We start from the raw sequence: 16,606 nt of genomic DNA on the forward strand, positions 1-16,606 counted from the left end.
TCCCTGTCTCGATCCGATGGATCCGATGAGACGCGGCGTCCGCCTGGGCGTGGACGTCGGCTCGGTCCGCGTCGGCGTGGCCCGCAGTGACCCTTCGGGGCTGCTGGCCACGCCGGTGGAGACGGTGCGGCGCGGCAAGGGCGATCTGGATCGCATCGCCGCGCTGGCCGCCGAGCACGAGGCGATCGAGATCGTGGTCGGCCTGCCGGCCTCGCTCTCCGGCCGCGAGTCGCACGCCGCCGAGGCGGCCCGCGCGTTCGCGGCCAAGCTCGCCGCCCGGGTCGCCCCGCTGCCGATCCGCCTGTACGACGAGCGCCTGACCACCGTCACCGCCCAGCAGGACCTGCGCGCCAGCGGCGTGCGGGCCAAGCGGCAGCGGGACGTCATCGACCAGGCGGCGGCCGTGGTGCTGCTGCAGGCCGCCCTGGACCGCGAAAAGGCCACCGGGCAACCACCAGGCCATCCCCTCGACCCGCCCCCCGGTGGAGAAACGAGCGGCGGGATCCTCAGGTGACCCCGCCCGTCCCGTCATCGGGAAACTCGGGAGACCTGGGAGATTCGGGAGACGGGGCCGCTTTCCTGCTCACGGACGGCGAACCGGAACGGCCGAGACGCCGCCCTCGCCGGGGCCGAAAACGGCTGATCCTGGCCGGCTGCGCCGCCGCGTGCACCCTGGCCGCCGTGCTGGGCGTGCGCTCGGTGCTGCTGCCGCTGATCCGGCCCGACGACTTCGAGGGCGCAGGGACCGGCGCGGTCACCGTCGAGATCAAGCCAGGGCAGAGCGCCGGCCAGATCGCCGACACGCTCGCCGAGGCCGGGGTGGTGGCCACCTCGCGCTCCTTCGTGAAGGCGGTCAGGGAACGCGCCAAGGAGAACAGCCTGCGCCCCGGCCGCTACCGGCTGGCCCGCGGCATGGCCGCCGGCGCCGCGCTGGACCGGCTGCTGGACGAGAGCTCCCGGGTGGTCCGCCGGGTCGCCGTGCCGGAGGGCCTGTGGGCGGGGGAGGCACTGTCCCGGCTGGCCAAGGGCTCCGGCATCCCGCTGGCCCAGCTCCAGCAGGTGGTGGCCGCGCCGCACGGCCTGGGCCTGCCCGCCTACGCCGGCGGGGTGGAGGGCTACCTGTTCCCCGCCACCTACGAGGTCGAGCCGAACACCACCGCCAAGGACCTGGTCCGGGCCATGGTCACCCGGTTCCGCCGCACGGCCGAGGAGCTCCGGCTGGACCAGGCCGCCACCGGGGTTAAGCTCACCCCCCGGGAGGTGGTCGTCGTGGCCAGCATCATCCAGGCGGAGGGCGGCCGGGACGAGGACTATCCGAAGATCGCTAGAGTGATCTACAACCGGCTGGCCAAGGGCCGCAAGCTGGAGATGGACTCCACGGTCAACTACGTCCAGGGGCGCCGCACGCTCCGGGTCTCCGAGAAGGACATCAAGGTGGCCTCGCCGTACAACACCTACCGCTACGCGGGCCTGCCGCCGGGTCCGATCGGCAGCCCCGGCGAGAAGGCGCTCAAGGCCGCGCTGCACCCGGCCGAGGGTGATTGGTACTGGTTTGTCACCACAGATCCAGGACGTAGAATCACCAAATTCACTGACAGCGAAGGCGAGTTCGTGAAATATCGGGAAGAGCTGAACAGATACCTAGGGGCCGACTAGGCCGACTCCCCGCACCCCCGCCACCACGGGGGACGGGCCAAGCGACCAATCCGACGCCTGTATCCCCCGCTCGTTCCGCTTGCTCGCTTGACGTGAGGCAGGTCGGACCGAGAGATTGGCCTGCGCACTATGAACGATCTCGACATGGACTCACTGCTTGGTGGCGCCGAGGACGAAGGGCCGTCCCGGCGGCGCTCGCGTGGTCCCAGCCGGCGGCAGCAGGGCCGCAGCCGCAAGCGGCGCCGCCGTACCCGGCGCAAGGGCGCCGCGGCCTCGGTCATCGCCCTGGTGGTGATCGTCGGCATCCTGGGCGGGGGCGGGTACCTCGCCTACACCTGGGTGCGCGGCGTCATGATCCCCAAGGACTACACCGGCCAGGGCAGCGGCGAGGTGGTCATCGAGATCAAGGAGGGCTCCTCCGCCTCCGACGTGGCCCAGACCCTGGAGGACGAGGGCGTGGTGGCCAGCACCCGGGCGTTCATCAACGCCGTGGACGCGGCGGGCAAGGGCGCCTCGCTGCAGCCCGGGACCTACACCATGCGCCGCCAGATGTCCGCCGAGGCCGCGGTGACGCTGCTCGACCCCGAGAAGCGGGTGCGCTCCAGCCTGCCCATCCCCGAGGGCTACCGGCTCAGCAAGATCTTCACCGTGCTCTCCACCGCCACCGGGCTCCCGGTGGACGACTTCAAGCAGGCCGCCAAGAGTGACATCGGCCTCCCCGAGTACGCCGGCGGCAGGCTGGAGGGCTTCGCCTTCCCGGCCACCTACGAGCTCAACCCCAACATGACGGCCGGCGCGATCCTCAGCCGCATGGTGGAGAGGTTCAACGAGACCGCCGTCAAGGTGGACCTGGAGAACCAGGCCAAGAAGATCGGCTTCACCCCCAGGGACATCATCATCATCGCCAGCATCGTCCAGGCCGAGTCCGGCAGCGCCGAGGACATGCCCAAGGTGGCCCGCGTCATCTACAACCGCCTAGGCCTCAACCCGCCGATGGAACTGAAGATGGACAGCACGTTGATGTACGGCCTCAACAAGTACGGCATCGCGGCCACCGACGCCGAGACCAGAAGCAACAACAAATACAACACCTACAAGTTCCACGGCCTCCCGCCCGGACCCATCTCCAACCCCGGCGACCACGCGATCGAGGCGGCGCTCCACCCGGCCAAGGGTGACTGGCTCTACTTCGTCACCACCGACCCGGAGAAGGGCATCACCAAGTTCACCGCCAGCGAGGCCGAGTTCTGGAAGTTCCGCGACGAGTTCAACCGCAACCACAACAACCAATAACCAGCATCCAGCTAACCTGGGACAAATGACCAGAACAGGCGTCTGCCGCGCGGCCGTCCTCGGCTTCCCGGTCAAGCATTCGCTCTCCCCGGTCCTGCACCGGACCGCGTACGCGGCGCTCGGCCTGACCGGCTGGCGCTACGACGCCATCGAGTGCGCCGAGCACGAGCTGGCCGGCCTGGTGGCCGGGTGCGGCCCCGAGTGGGCCGGCCTGTCGCTCACCATGCCGCTGAAGCGGGTGGTCTTCCCGCTCCTGGACACCGTGGACGACCTGGCCGTCCAGGTCGGCGCGGCGAACACGGTGCTCTTCAGGGACGGCGCCAGGCACGGCGCCAACACCGACGTGTACGGGATCGTGACGGCGCTGACCGAGGCCGGGATCACCCGCCCGGCCACCGCCACCGTGCTGGGCGGCGGCGCCACCGCGGCCTCCGCCCTGGCGGCCCTGCGCCAGCTCGGCCTGGCGGAGGTCACCCTGGTGGTCCGGGAGCCGGCCCGGGCGGAGGAGACCCTGGCGGTGGCCGACCGGCTCGGGGTGGGGGTGACCGTGCAGGGCTTCGAGAAGTTCGACGCCGAGGTGGACCTGCTGATCTCCACACTGCCGTCCGGCGCGGCCGACGCCCTCGCGACCGAGGCGACAGCGGCCCGGGCGGTCTTCGACGTGGTCTACTCGCCCTGGCCCACCCCACTGGCGGTAGCCGTACGGGCAGCGGGACGCAAGGTGGTCGGCGGCTTCCCGATGCTCCTGCACCAGGCCGCCCGGCAGGTGGAACTGATGACCGGGAGCTACCTGGCCCCGGTCGCCGAGATGCGCCGGGCGGGGGAGCAAGCGCTCGCCGGGTCCTGACCGCCTCCGGGAATGAATCCGGTTCCACGTTCCGTTTGTCGAATGTAGGGTTTGCCCGGCCGCTGCCGGTGTCTGGACTGAACGCAGGGAGCGCAGCGACCGGAGAGAGGGAAGACACCGGCTGCGGAGCGGCCGGGCCGGCCTGCCGGAGGCGGGCCCATAGATACTGTGGTAGTGTTGCCAATCGATCGGTCTGGCATACCAGCTGGACGCGCAAGCGGAGGTCAACCTCCCACCTGATCGGCCGAGAGGCCGACGGGTCAAGGATCACAGCAGAGTTCTGAAGAACAACCGTTAAGGACTCAGTGGCCCCGCATTGCGTGACGTGTGGGGTCTTTTGGCATTTTCTCCACACGGTCGAGCACCTAAGCGGAAGTCCCTTGGAGGTCCCATCAGCACCGAGCCCCGCATCAATGATCGTATTCGTGTGCCCGAGGTTCGCCTCGTCGGCCCGAACGGCGAGCAGGTCGGCATCGTGTCGATCCACGACGCGCTGAAGCTGGCCCAGGAGGCCGATCTCGACCTGGTCGAGGTCGCGGCCACCGCTCGCCCGCCCGTGTGCAAGCTCATGGACTACGGCAAGTTCAAGTACGAGTCGGCCATGAAGGCCCGCGAGGCACGCCGTAACCAGGCACATACGATCATCAAGGAGATCAAGCTCCGGCCGAAGATCGACCCGCACGACTACGAGACCAAGAAGGGTCACGTCGTGCGCTTCCTCAAGGCGGGGGACAAGGTCAAGGTCACCATCATGTTCCGCGGGCGCGAGCAGTCCCGTCCGGAACTGGGCTTCCGGCTCCTGCAGCGGCTCGCCGAGGACGTCACGGAGCTGGGCTTCGTCGAGTCCCAGGCCAAGCAGGACGGCCGGAACATGATCATGGTGATCGGTCCGCACAAGAAGAAGGCCGAGGCCAAGGCCGAGCGGGCGGCGGCCAAGGCCCAGCGTGCCGACGAGCCGGGTGACGACGCCCCGGTGTCCTCGGCCGTGGACTCCATACCGGAGTCGTAGCCGCGGCGCTGGCCGCGGCGGCAGAACCATCGCGGAACCCGTGCGGTTCCGATCGAGTCAGGCATGCCGTGGCTCGGGCCTGTCGAAAACAGGCCCGGGCAGCGGCACGGGAACAACGAGGGAGAGACGGCTACATGCCGAAGATGAAGACGCACAGTGGTGCGAAGAAGCGGTTCCGGGTGACCGGTTCCGGCAAGATCGTTCGCCGGCGGGCCAACCGGAAGCACCTTTTCGAGCACAAGCCGTCCACTCGTACGCGCAGGCTTGAGAGCGACGTCGTGATTTCCGACGCCGACGCCAAGAAGATCAAGAAGCTGCTCGCCAAGTAACCCCCGGGGAGATAGATACACATGGCACGCGTGAAGAGGGCGCTCAACGCCAAGAAGAAGCGCCGGGTCGTCCTTGAGCGGGCGAGTGGCTACCGGGGTCAGCGGTCGCGGTTGTACCGCAAGGCCAAGGAGCAGATGCTCCACTCGATGACCTACGCCTACCGGGACCGCAAGGACAAGAAGGGCACCTTCCGGCGCCTTTGGATCCAGCGGGTCAACGCGGCGGCCCGGGCCAACGGCATGACCTACAACCGGTTCATCCAGGGCCTGCGCCTGGCCGGCATCGAGGTGGACCGCAAGATCCTGGCCGACCTCGCCGTGAACGACGCCCCGACCTTCGCCACCCTGGTCGAGGCCGCCAAGAAGGCGCTCCCGGCGGACGTGAACGCGCCGGTCGCCTGATTACCGAGCAATCGCTGAGGGGCTCACCGGCCGTCCGGTGGGCCCCTCGGCGTGTCCAGGACTAAGGTCGAGATCATGTCCGAGCTCACCAATATCAAGTCGCCCCGGGTGAAGGCGGCGCGGCGGCTGACCAAGCGCGCCTTCCGGGACCGGGACCGCGCGTTCCTGGCCGAGGGCCCGCAGGCGGTACGGGAGGCGCTGGCGCTGGACGGGGTCACGGTGGAGCTGTTCGCCACCGCCGAGGCCGAGCTGCGGCATCCCGAGATCATCACCGCCGCCAAACTGGCCGGGGTGCCGGTCTTCCGGGCCAGCGGAGAGGTGATGGCCGAGCTCGCCCAGACCGTCACCCCGCAGGGGCTGCTGGCGGTCTGCCGGTTCGTGCACGTGCCGCTGGAGGAGGCGGTGGGGGAGCACGCCCGGCTGGTGGCCGTGCTGGCCCACGTGCGCGACCCGGGCAACGCCGGAACCGTGCTCCGCACCGCCGACGCCGCCGGGGCCGACGCGGTGGTGTTCACCGACGCCTCGGTCGACCCCTACAACGGCAAGTGCGTCCGGGCGAGCGCGGGCAGCCTCTTCCACCTGCCGGTGGCCACGGGCGCGCCGGTGGCCAAGGCCGTACAGGATCTGAAGACCCGGGGCCTGCGGGTGTTCGCCGCGGACGGAACCGGCCGCCGCACCCTGGACGAGGTGGACCTCTCGGGCCCCACCGCCTGGCTGTTCGGCAACGAGGCCTGGGGCCTGCCCGCCGACCTGCTGGCCCTCGCTGACGAGGTCGTCCGCGTCCCGATCTACGGCCGCGCCGAGAGCCTCAACCTGGCCACCGCCGCCGCCGTCTGCCTCTACGCTTCCGCCGGAGCGCACCGGCGCGGGTGAATTCTGGTGGAAGAGGTTTGTACCCCGGAACGCCGAGGCTGCCAGAGGGCTTGGGAAAACCGCTATTGTCGGCCGTGATGGCTCAAATAACAGGTGTGGAAGCGGATTCCCGGCTGGAGGCCTTCTTGCGTGGCGTGAACACCCATGACCGGGGTTTCGACCCGGCGAGTGTGATCGCTGTCGATGATCTCCCCGATGGCCTGGTTGCGGTGGACGACGCCGGACGGGTGGTGTCGGTGAACCGGGCCGCCGAGCGGCTCACCGGGGTGCCCCGGGAGCGGGCGATCGGCGCCGACGTCACCGACGTGCTGCCACTGCGGGACGCGGAGGGCCGCGACTGGTGGAAGTGGCTGGATCCCTACGGCGGGCTGTCGATCCGCAGCCGCCAGGTGGAGCTGCCGCTGCTGCTGGACCGGCGCGAGCTGCTGGTGGCCGCCCGCTTCGTCCGGTCACCTGCGCGCGGGGGCCGGGTGGTCCGCGTGGTCGTCACGCTGCGCGACGCCGCCGCCCGGCACCGCCTGGAGCGCAGCCGCGCCGACCTGGTGAGCACCGTCGCCCACGAGCTGCGCTCCCCGCTGACCAGCGTGAAGGGCTTCACCGCCACGCTGCTGGCCAAGTGGGAGAGGTTCAACGACGCGCAGAAGCTGGTCATGCTGCAGACCGTCAACGCCGACGCGGACCGGGTCACCCGGCTCATCACCGAACTGCTGGACGTCTCCAGGATCGAGTCGGGGCGGCTGGAGATCCGCCGCCAGGTGGTGGACATCCCGGCCAGGGCGCGGCGCATCATCGCCGGGCGGGTCGCGGCCGGCGAACCCGAGGACCGGTTCGTGCTCACCGTCAACGAGCCGCTCCCGGAAACCTGGCTGGACCAGGACAAGATCGATCAAATCCTGGCCAACCTGCTGGAAAACGCGGTGCGGCACGGGCGCGGTAAAGTGACAATCGTCGTAGAACCCGTGGAATGGGGAGTGGCCGTGTCCGTGCGCGACGAGGGCGAGGGTGTCGCACCCGAGCTGGCCTCGCGCGTCTTCCGCCAGTTCTGGCGCGGCAACGGCCGCCGCCGCGGCGGCACCGGGCTCGGCCTGTTCATCGTCAAGGGCCTGGTCGAGGCGCACGGCGGCACCATCGGCGTCCAGCGCGCGCCCGGCGGCGGCGCGGAGTTCCGATTTACCGTGCCCACTGGGGCCCCAGACTTCGCCTGACTTTTTCGGGCCTGGGTTCGGGTCGCGCCGGTGGGCTTTCCCCGCGCACTAGACTCATGCACGCTCAAGCCCTGGATACGGAGCCCTCACTTGTCTGATTACGACCCGGTCGAGGTGACGCCGCTGCACGCCGACGAACTGGCGCGCGCGGAGGCCGACGCCCTCGCCGCCATCAAGTCGGCGGCGGATCTCGACGCACTCAAGCAGGTACGGCTCGCCCACGCCGGCGACCGTTCCCCCATCGCGCTGGCCAACCGGGAGATCGGCGCGCTGCCGCCGGCCGCCCGGGCCGAGGCCGGCAAGCGCATCGGCGCCGCCCGCCGGGCGGTGGCCGAGGCCCTGGCCGCCCGGCAGGCCGAACTGGAGGCCGAGCGCGACACCAAGGTCCTCATCGAGGAGACCGTCGACGTCACCCTGCCCTGGGACCGCGCCCCCCGTGGCGCCCGCCACCCGCTGACCACGCTCCAGGAGCGCGTCGCCGACTGCTTCGTCGCGATGGGCTACGAGGTCGCGGAGGGCCCCGAGCTGGAAGCCGAGTGGTTCAACTTCGACGCGCTCAACATCGCGCCCGACCACCCGGCCCGCTCCGACCACGACACCTTCTTCGTGGAGTCCACCGAGTCCGGCAAGGTGCTGCGCACCCAGACCTCCCCGGTGCAGATCCGCGCCCTGCTCGCCCGCGACCTGCCGGTGTACGTGATCTCGCCCGGCAAGGTGTTCCGCACCGACGAGCTGGACGCCACCCACACCCCCGTCTTCCACCAGGTGGAGGGGCTGGCCGTGGACAAGGGCCTGACCATGGCCCACCTGAAGGGCACCCTGGACCGGTTCGCCGAGGTGATGTTCGGCGAGGGCATCAGCACCCGGTTCCGCCCCAACTACTTCCCGTTCACCGAGCCGTCCGCGGAGATGGACCTGCGCTGCTTCGTCTGCCGGGGCGCCTCCGCCGTGCCGGGCAACCCGCCGTGCCGTACCTGCAAGTCCGAAGGCTGGATCGAGTGGGGCGGCTGCGGCATGGTCAACCCGCGGGTGCTCATCTCCTGCGGTGTGGACCCGTCGGTCTACTCCGGGTTCGCCTTCGGGATGGGCATCGAGCGCACCCTGATGTTCCGCCACAACGCCGAGGACATGCGCGACATGGTGGAGGGCGACATCCGCTTCACCCTGCCGTTCGGAATGGAGGTCTGATGAAAGTCCCGCTTTCCTGGCTGCGGGAGTTCGCCGATCTCCCCGCCGTCACCGCGCACGAGGTGGCCGACCGGCTCACCGAAGCCGGCCTCAAGCTGGAGGCCATCACCTCGCACGGCCACGACCTCAAGAACGTGGTGGTCGGCCGGGTGCTGGAGATCGAGGAACTGGCCGGCTTCAAGAAGCCGATCCGGCACTGCAAGGTCGAGGTCGGCGAGGCGATGCCCCGCGAGATCGTCTGCGGCGCCACCAACTTCGAGCCCGGCGCCGTGGTCCCGGTGGCGCTGCCCGGCGCGGTCCTGCCCGGCGGCTTCGAGATCGCCTCCAGGAAGACCTACGGCCGCCTGTCCGACGGCATGATCTGCTCGGAGGCCGAACTCGGCATCGCCGACTCCTCACCCGGCATCCTGGTGCTGCCGCAGGACACCCCGATCGGCGCCGACGTGGTCGAGCTGCTCGGCCTGCGCGACGAGGTGCTGGAGCTGGAGATCACCCCCGACTGCGGCTACGCGCTGTCCATCCGCGGCGTGGCCCGCGAGGCCGCCACCGCCTTCGGGGTGGCCTTCCACGACCCGGCCGCGATCGACTACCCGGTCTCCGGCGGTCCTTCGCACCCGGCCTCGATCGCCGACCCGACCGCCTGCGACCGCTTCGTGCTGCGCGCCGTCTCCGGCTTCGACCCCGCCGCCGAATCCCCGCTCTGGATGCGGGTACGGCTCGCCCGGGCCGGCATGCGCCCGGTCTCGCTGGCCGTGGACGTCACCAACTACGTGATGCTGGAGCTCGGCCAGCCCCTGCACGCCTTCGACCGGGCCACCCTGCAGGGGGAGATCGTGGTCCGCCGGGCCGAGCCGGGGGAGACCCTGGAGACCCTCGACCACGTGGTGCGCGAGCTGCACCCGGAGGACATCCTCATCACCGACGACTCCGGCCCGATCTCCATGGCCGGGACCATGGGCGGCCTGGCCACCGAGATCTCGGCGAACTCCGCCGACATCCTCATCGAGGCGGCGCACTTCTCCGCCACCGGCATCGCCCGCGAGTCCCGCCGCCACAACCTGGTCAGCGAGGCGTCCAAGCGCTTCGAACGCGGGGTGGACCGGGAACTGCCGCTGGCCGCCTCCTGGCGCGCGGTGGAGCTGCTGGTCTCGCTGGGCGGCGGCACCGCCGAGCCCGGCGTCACGCACGCCTCGGTGGACGTCGCGCCGGTGGCCATCGCCATCCCGTCCGGGCATCCGAGCGCGGTGGCGGGCGTGCCGTACCCGCGGGAGACCGTGATCAGGCGGCTGGAGCAGGTCGGCTGCCGGGTCGTGGACGGCGAGGTCGCGGTGAGCGGCGGGCCGCGTGGTGTGGCCGCCACCGGTGTGGTGTCCAGTGACGACCTGGCCGAGAAGCTGACCGTGCGCGGCGACGACATGATCACCGTCTACCCGCCGTCCTGGCGGCCCGACCTGACCGACCCCAACGACCTCGCCGAGGAGGTCATCCGGCTGGAGGGCTACGGCAACCTGCCCTCGGTGCTGCCCGCCGCCCCCGCCGGGGCCGGTCTCACCGAGACCCAGCGGCTGCGCCGCCGGGCCGGGCGGGCGCTGGCCGTGTCCGGGTACGTCGAGGTGCTGGCCTACCCGTTCATCGGCGTACGGGACCTGGACAACCTCCAGTTGCCAGCGGGCGACCCGCGCAGGGCCGCCACCCGGCTGGTCAACCCGCTCAGCGAGGACGAACCGCTGATGCGGACCACGCTGCTGCCCGGGCTCCTCAAGACCCTGGTCCGCAACGTCGGCCGCGGCTTCACCGACCTGGCCCTCTTCGAGGTCGGCCTGGTCTACCGTCCCGCCCCCGACGCTCCGGCCACCGCGCCCATCCTGCGGGTGGACCGGCTGCCCACCGAGGAGGAACGGGCCTGGATCGAGTCGGCGCTGCCCGCCCAGCCGGTCCGGGTCGCGGCCGTGCTCGCCGGGCAGTTCGAGAAGTCCGGCTGGTGGGGGCCCGGGCGGGCCGCCATCTGGGCGGACGCCATCGAAGCCGCCCGGATCGTGGCAGGGGAGGCCGGGATCGCCCTTACCGTCAAGGCGGACCGGCACGAACCCTGGCACCCCGGCCGGTGCGCCGCCCTGTACGCAGGGGACACCCTGGTCGGCCACGCCGGTGAGCTGCATCCGCGCGTCATCGAGGCGTACGGGCTGCCGCCGCGCACCTGCGCGATGGAACTGGAACTCTCCCGGCTGACCCCGTCCGGACCGCCACAGGCCCCGCCGGTCTCCGGCTACCCGGTGGCCACCCAGGACGTGGCGCTGATCGTCTCCGCCGACATCCCGGTCACGACGGTCGAGGCGGCACTCCGGGAGGGCGCGGGCGAACTCCTGGAGTCCATCCGGCTCTTCGACGTGTACGCCGGGGCCCAGGTAGGCGAAGGCCGCAAGTCCCTCGCCTACACGCTGCGCTTCCGCGCTCCCGACCGCACCCTGACCGTCGAGGAGACCACCGCGGCCCGCGACGCGGCGGTATCGGTGGCCACCGAACGCACCGGGGCCCGGCTGCGCGGCGCGTAGCGGGTCTTTCGCGCGCTCTGGACTGCGCGCCCAGTGACGGGCCCTTCGCCCGGGCTGAGCTGCGCGCCCAGTAGCGGGCTTCTCGCCCTGGGTGGCGGAAACGCCCGGCCGGGAGGAGAATCACCCTCCTGGCCGGTGCGCTTTCCCCCTCATGCGCCCGGCCCAGGGGGCGAAAGTTGATGGACGAGCTGATCGGGCGCGACTCCGAGGTCGCGGGGGTGGTCGCCGCGCTTGATCGCGCCCGGCTGGTGACCGTCACCGGGCCGCCGGGCGTGGGCAAGACCGCACTGGCCCGGCGGGTCGGGGAGCTGATCGGCGGCCGGGTCACCGTGGTCGACTTGGATCAAGTGGGCGACCTGTCGCGGGTGACCGAGCTGCCACAGACGGCTGAGCTGTCGCAAGTGGCCGAGCTGCCTTGGGCGGCTGGGCTGTCGCGGATGGCTGACCTGGACTCGGCGGGTGATCTGGTGCGGGCATCCGACCTGCAGCAGTCCGTGGGCGGGTTGCCCGAGGTGGTCGCCGGTCTGCTGGTGGTGGACGGCTGCGAGCGGCTGCTGGATGAGGTCGCGCCCTGGGTGGGGGCGCTCATGCAGGCGAACCCGGGGCTGCGGGTGCTGGCCGCCAGCCGGCAGTCGTTGAGCCTGCCCGGCGAACATGTGATGGTGCTCGGCGAGCTGACCGTCCCCGACCGGCTGGCGCTGCTGACCCGGCTTGCCGGGGACGCGGCCTCCGCGGAGGTGTTGGCGGCCGAGTCGGCGCGCTTCGACGGCCTGCCGCTCACCGTGGAACTGCTCGCGGCGGCGTTGCGGCGCGGGACCCTGGTCGACCCCGGCTGCCTGGACTCGCTCACCGATCCCGCCAGGGGCCGATCGCTGCGGGCCGCCATCGACGCCGCCCACCGGCTCTGCACCCCGGCCGAACAGCTGCTCTGGGCCCGGGCCTCGGCGTTCGCCGGATGTTTCGACCTGGATGCCGTCCGAGAAGTGTGCGGGGGCCCGCCGCTGGACGCGGACGAGGTGCTCACCGCCGTCGCGGGGCTGGTGGACAAGTCGGTGCTGCTCCGGATGGACGGGCTGCTCGGGGTGCGATTCCGGTTGGTCGGGTCGCTGCGGGTGTTCGGGGGCGAGTCGCTGGCACGGCTCGGCAAGGCGGCAGCCGTACGGGAACGGCATTTCCGGCACTTCCTGGGGCTGGCGCGGCAGGCTGAGGTGGCCTGGCAGGAGGATCAGGTCGCCTGGTACCGGCGCATCCGGGCCGAGGCCGCCGAGTTCGGGGCCGCGCTGGAGTGGCGCCTGGCCGATCCCGGGCGTGGCGGCACGCAGGCGCAGGACCTGGCGGGGTCGCTGTGGTTCCTGTGGGCGTGCTGCGGCCTCCAGCGGGAGGGTGCCGCCTACCTCGACCGCGCGCTCGCCCTGCCCGCCCCGCCTGGAGCGGTCCGGGAGAAGGCGTTGCTCGCCTCCGGCTGGCTGCACAGCGTACTGGGCGACATGGACGCCGCCGCAGAGCGGGTGGCCCAGTGCGCGCCCGGGCCGAGCGCCGCCCAGCTGGCCGCCGGGGTGGCGGCGCAGCGCGGCGACCTTCGCGAGGCCCTCCAGCTGATCGGCGAGGCCCGAGCCGGATACCGCCGGGACTCCGACCTCTTCCCCGGCTTCGTCTCCAGCTACGCCGTCCTCGGCACCATGCTGCTCCAGATGGGCAACCTGAGCGGGGCCACCACCGTGCTCCACGAGGGCCGCGAACTGTGCGCCAGCGCCGGAGAATCCTGGACCCGCTCCTGCCTGGACCACCTCCTCGCCCAGGCCCACCACCTGTCCGGCGACACCCACGCTTCCCTCACCCACGCCAGGTCCGCCCTGCGCACCGCCCGCCTCTTCGATGACGTGGCCGCCCTCACCGCGGGAATCGAGCTGATCGGCGCCGTCTCCGTACTCGCCGGCGACCCCGACTACGGAGCACCCCTCCTGGCCACCGCCGCCTCCATCTGGGGCACCTCCGATCCCCATACGCTACGCACCCCGGTGCTGGCCACGATCGCCACCCAGGCACGTGAGAAACACGCCGCCTCCGGAGAACCCCCGCAGCCTTCTCTTTCGCTTTCGCTGGAGGAGGCCGTGACACACGCCCTCCTCGATCATCTCGATTGAATCGCTTGACAGGGTAGCGGCATGCAATGTGCGATATATCGCATGCCGATTCCGAGCAGAGTGGCGGCGGTGCGGAGGTCCTTGTTGCGGGAGGACGCCTACCGGGCCATCAGGGACGCGATCGTGGATGGCACGCTCGCGCCCGGTGAGCGGTTGAACGACGGAGACCTGGCGCAGTGGCTGGGCGTCAGCCGTACGCCGGTGCGTGAAGCGCTGGCACGGCTTGAGGAAGCCGGTCTCGTGCAGACCAAGCCGGGCCGCTACACGATCGTCAGCCCGTTGGACGTGCGGGCGGCACGGTCCGCGCACTCGGTGACGTCGGCGATGCACGAGTTGGCCGTACGGGAGGCGCTGCCCAACCTGTCGGTGGCCGAACTCGATGCCATGCGCGCTGCCAACGCCCGCTTCGCCGAGGCGCTACGCGCGAATGACGTCGATGCGGCGCTCGCCGCGGACGACGAGTTCCACGGTGTCGTGGTCACGGCCTGCGCCAACTCCGCGGTGCATGCCGTGCTGGAGCAGTTCACCCCGTTGCTGCGGCGACTGGAGCGGCTGCGGTTCGCCTCGTTGAGCGGGCGCAGTTCGGTCGCCCAGCACGACCGCATCATCGCGCTGTGCGAGGCGGGGGACGTCGACGGGGCGGTCGCCGCCACCCGTGCCAACTGGGCGACGCTGGCCCAGCTCCTCGATGCCGCGCTCACGGACGGCGACGGCGACGATGCCGGCAGGGAGTCATTCGACAGATATGGGGGATGAGGAAGAGGTCCGGGTCCTGGTAGGAGGATCTAGAGTGCGGGGATGACCGATCAGATCCTCCGGTTAGTGGCCCGGCATCTGCCCGGGTATGAGATCAGGACGATTACCGGCCTGGGCGGCGGATTGGACAACATCGCGTACGAGCTCAACGGCGAGATGGTCGTCCGGCAGCGAAGGGACGACGACCCGGCCTCCCGGAGCGAGGCGACTCGGCGCGAGGCGGCCCTGCTGGCCGTCGTGAGCGAACTGTCCCCACTGCCGGTTCCGCGACCGATCTTCGTGGACGAGGATGAAGGCGTCCTCGCGTACGCGAAGGTCCCGGGCCTTCCGCTGAACCTGAATCCCGTGCCGGAGCCCGCACAACTGGCAGCCCCGCTGGGAGCCTTCCTCAACCGGCTTCACACGGCCCCCGCGGAGCGGGTGGCAGCACTGGTGCCGCGTGACGCCTACTCGTTGGAAGAACTACGGGAAGAGGCCGAGCGGGACTATCGCGACATCGTGCCGCACATTCCGGTGCCGTCTCGCCGCCACGTCGAGGACTTTCTCGCCCGCACGGCACCCCGGGAGCCCGACACGCTCACCTTCTGCCACAACGACCTGGGCAGCGAGCACATTCTCGTGAACGCCGAGACGAGCACCATCACGGGGGTCATCGACTGGAGCGACGCGGCCATCGCCGATCCCGCCCACGACCTCGCCCTGATCTTCCGGGACCTCGGTCCGGAGATCTTCGACCTGACGCTGGCGCACTACGAGGGCCCATTCGACGTCACCGCCCACGAGCGGGCCCTCTTCTACGCCCGGTGCGCGCTGCTGGAGGACATCGCGTACGGCCTCCGTACCGGAGGTCGGCAGTACTCCGACGCCGGTCTGGCCCACCTCGACCGGACCTTCTCCTAGCTCGCCCGCACCTGACCGACCCGGCGGGGGAAAACCGTTTGCTCGGCGGCAGGGAAACCGGCCACCATGACCCTCCGTGCCACAAAATCCCCCGCGGAGCCTCCGGGCGCTGCTGCGCCGGATGCGGATGGACGTCAGCCCGATCCGGGAAAGCCGGGACTTCCGGCTGTTACTGGGCTCGTCCATGATCACCATGTTCGGGTCCTTCGTCACGCTGGTGGCGGTGCCGTACCAGGCCAAGGAGTTGACCGGCTCCTACCTGGTGGTGGGGCTGCTGAGCGCGGCCGAACTGATCCCGATGGTGGTGTGCGGGCTGTGGGGCGGCGCGATCGCGGACGCGCTGGATCGACGCAAGATCATCGTGTACTCGGAGATCGGGCTCTGCCTGTCCGCGCTGGCGCTGCTGGTCAACGCGCTGCTTCCCGAGCCGCAGATCTGGGTGCTGTACGTGGCGGGCGCGGCCAGTGCGGGGCTCTTCAGCATTCGCGGGCCGAGCGAGCAGGCGGTGATCAACCGCGTGCTCAAACTCGACCAGATGGGGGCGGCCTTCGCGATCCAGGGGCTGGTGCGGAGCATCGGCTCGATCGCGGGCCCGGCCCTCGGCGGCGTCATGGTGGTCGCTCTCGGCCCCGCCATCTCCTACTCCGCCGACATCGTCTCCTTCCTGGTCTCGCTGCTCCTCCTGGTCCGGGTCAGAACGATGGCCCCACCCGAGGGCGCCGCCCCCGCCTCCCTGGATTCCCTGCTGGCGGGGGTCAGGTACGCGGTGGCCAGACCGGACCTGATGGGCACCTATCTGGTGGACATCGCCGCCATGGCCTTTGCCTTCTCCACCTCGCTCTTCCCTTTCATGGCGGAGCAGTACGGCGGCTCGCACGAGAGCCTCGCCCTGGGCCTGCTGGCGGCCTCCCCGGGCATCGGCGCCGTCCTCGCCTCCCTCACCTCCGGCTGGACGGCCCACGTGCACCGGCACGGCCTCGGAGTGATCATCTCCGCCCTGTTCTGGGGCGCGTGGGTGGCCGTCGCCGCCGTCATGCCCAGCATCTGGCTCATCATCGCCTGCCTGGTGGCGGCCGGGGCCGCCGACATGTACAGCGGCATCTTCCGCGGCATGGTCTGGAACCAGACCATCCCCGACGAGTACCGCGGCAGACTGGCCGGAATCGAGCTGCTCTCCTACTCGACCGGCCCCATGCTCGGCAACACCCGCGCAAGCCTGATGGCGAATCTGGGCGGCCTCCGCTTCTCCCTCGGCATCGGCGGCCTCCTCTGCATGCTCGGCGTCCTCACCCTCGGCGCCCTCCTCCCGAAGTTCCGCGCCTACGACGTCCGAACCAGCGACCACGCCCAGGCCGAACGCACCCGCCGCAGCGAACCGACCGCTGCCGGGGAGCTATCGATCTGATGCGGGGTATGACCGCCAATCTATGGATACCTCTACGAGGTAGTGAT

At 70.8% G+C, this 16,606-nt stretch carries 15 protein-coding genes; all 15 read left to right on the forward strand.

What is annotated here, in order from left to right; translation table 11 throughout:
• The first annotated feature begins 25 nt into the window (after positions 1-25).
• The 15 genes from ruvX (at position 26) to KIP79_RS33660 (ending at position 16,559) form a co-directional block, all read left to right on the forward strand.
• A complete protein-coding gene (ruvX, locus tag KIP79_RS33590) occupies positions 26-514 on the forward strand; it encodes a Holliday junction resolvase RuvX (protein WP_214108988.1) in 489 nt (162 codons plus the stop codon).
• Complete coding sequence (gene mltG, locus KIP79_RS33595) at positions 511-1,656, forward strand: endolytic transglycosylase MltG (protein WP_308170034.1); 1,146 nt, start codon at positions 511-513, stop codon at positions 1,654-1,656. Before ruvX ends, mltG (KIP79_RS33595) begins: the two co-directional genes overlap by 4 nt.
• A gap of 144 nt (positions 1,657-1,800) precedes the next feature.
• Positions 1,801-2,949 (forward strand): endolytic transglycosylase MltG, encoded by a 1,149-nt coding sequence (gene mltG, locus KIP79_RS33600; RefSeq protein ID WP_250214250.1) that lies wholly within the window; start codon positions 1,801-1,803, stop codon positions 2,947-2,949.
• Between the two features lie 25 nt (positions 2,950-2,974).
• A complete protein-coding gene (locus KIP79_RS33605; protein WP_214108990.1) occupies positions 2,975-3,796 on the forward strand; it encodes a shikimate dehydrogenase in 822 nt (273 codons plus the stop codon).
• Positions 3,797-4,121: 325 nt separating this feature from the next.
• Complete coding sequence (gene infC / locus KIP79_RS33610) at positions 4,122-4,805, forward strand: translation initiation factor IF-3 (RefSeq protein WP_308170035.1); 684 nt, start codon at positions 4,122-4,124, stop codon at positions 4,803-4,805.
• A 134-nt stretch (positions 4,806-4,939) separates the two neighbouring features.
• A complete protein-coding gene (gene rpmI, locus KIP79_RS33615) occupies positions 4,940-5,134 on the forward strand; it encodes a 50S ribosomal protein L35 (RefSeq protein WP_214108991.1) in 195 nt (64 codons plus the stop codon).
• Between the two features lie 21 nt (positions 5,135-5,155).
• On the forward strand, positions 5,156-5,536 hold the full coding sequence (gene rplT, locus KIP79_RS33620; RefSeq protein ID WP_214108992.1) for a 50S ribosomal protein L20: 381 nt from the start codon (positions 5,156-5,158) through the stop codon (positions 5,534-5,536).
• Positions 5,537-5,611: 75 nt separating this feature from the next.
• Complete coding sequence (locus KIP79_RS33625) at positions 5,612-6,409, forward strand: TrmH family RNA methyltransferase (RefSeq protein ID WP_214108993.1); 798 nt, start codon at positions 5,612-5,614, stop codon at positions 6,407-6,409.
• Between the two features lie 95 nt (positions 6,410-6,504).
• Positions 6,505-7,614, forward strand: a complete 1,110-nt coding sequence (locus tag KIP79_RS33630) for a sensor histidine kinase (protein WP_372453731.1) — start codon at positions 6,505-6,507, stop codon at positions 7,612-7,614.
• A 90-nt stretch (positions 7,615-7,704) separates the two neighbouring features.
• Positions 7,705-8,802, forward strand: coding sequence for a phenylalanine--tRNA ligase subunit alpha (gene pheS / locus KIP79_RS33635; protein WP_250214252.1), 1,098 nt, complete (start codon positions 7,705-7,707; stop codon positions 8,800-8,802).
• Positions 8,802-11,354 (forward strand): phenylalanine--tRNA ligase subunit beta, encoded by a 2,553-nt coding sequence (locus KIP79_RS33640; protein WP_214108995.1) that lies wholly within the window; start codon positions 8,802-8,804, stop codon positions 11,352-11,354. Before pheS ends, KIP79_RS33640 begins: the two co-directional genes overlap by 1 nt.
• 179 nt (positions 11,355-11,533) lie before the next feature.
• Complete coding sequence (locus tag KIP79_RS33645; protein WP_214108996.1) at positions 11,534-13,498, forward strand: ATP-binding protein; 1,965 nt, start codon at positions 11,534-11,536, stop codon at positions 13,496-13,498.
• A 42-nt stretch (positions 13,499-13,540) separates the two neighbouring features.
• Positions 13,541-14,254, forward strand: coding sequence for a GntR family transcriptional regulator (locus KIP79_RS33650; RefSeq protein WP_214108997.1), 714 nt, complete (start codon positions 13,541-13,543; stop codon positions 14,252-14,254).
• A 42-nt stretch (positions 14,255-14,296) separates the two neighbouring features.
• Positions 14,297-15,154 carry a phosphotransferase family protein gene (locus tag KIP79_RS33655; protein ID WP_214108998.1) on the forward strand — a complete coding sequence of 286 codons (858 nt, stop codon included), beginning with the start codon at positions 14,297-14,299 and terminating at the stop codon, positions 15,152-15,154.
• A gap of 76 nt (positions 15,155-15,230) precedes the next feature.
• The gene (locus KIP79_RS33660; protein WP_308170036.1) at positions 15,231-16,559 is read left to right on the forward strand and encodes an MFS transporter; all 1,329 of its coding nucleotides are present in this window, start codon (positions 15,231-15,233) and stop codon (positions 16,557-16,559) included.
• The last annotated feature ends 47 nt before the right edge of the window (positions 16,560-16,606 follow it).

It is taken from the genome of Acrocarpospora catenulata (assembly GCF_018476525.1).
Classification (GTDB): Bacteria; Actinomycetota; Actinomycetes; order Streptosporangiales; family Streptosporangiaceae; genus Acrocarpospora; species Acrocarpospora catenulata.

Coding starts and splice junctions, on each gene's coding strand:
- KIP79_RS33625 (WP_214108993.1), top strand. CDS start 5,612: ATGTCCGAGCTCACCAATATCAAGTCGCCCCGGGTGAAGGCGGCGCGG.
- KIP79_RS33645 (WP_214108996.1), top strand. CDS start 11,534: ATGGACGAGCTGATCGGGCGCGACTCCGAGGTCGCGGGGGTGGTCGCC.
- mltG (WP_250214250.1), top strand. CDS start 1,801: ATGGACTCACTGCTTGGTGGCGCCGAGGACGAAGGGCCGTCCCGGCGG.
- rplT (WP_214108992.1), top strand. CDS start 5,156: ATGGCACGCGTGAAGAGGGCGCTCAACGCCAAGAAGAAGCGCCGGGTC.
- KIP79_RS33605 (WP_214108990.1), top strand. CDS start 2,975: ATGACCAGAACAGGCGTCTGCCGCGCGGCCGTCCTCGGCTTCCCGGTC.
- KIP79_RS33650 (WP_214108997.1), top strand. CDS start 13,541: ATGCCGATTCCGAGCAGAGTGGCGGCGGTGCGGAGGTCCTTGTTGCGG.
- KIP79_RS33655 (WP_214108998.1), top strand. CDS start 14,297: ATGACCGATCAGATCCTCCGGTTAGTGGCCCGGCATCTGCCCGGGTAT.
- ruvX (WP_214108988.1), top strand. CDS start 26: ATGAGACGCGGCGTCCGCCTGGGCGTGGACGTCGGCTCGGTCCGCGTC.
- rpmI (WP_214108991.1), top strand. CDS start 4,940: ATGCCGAAGATGAAGACGCACAGTGGTGCGAAGAAGCGGTTCCGGGTG.
- KIP79_RS33640 (WP_214108995.1), top strand. CDS start 8,802: ATGAAAGTCCCGCTTTCCTGGCTGCGGGAGTTCGCCGATCTCCCCGCC.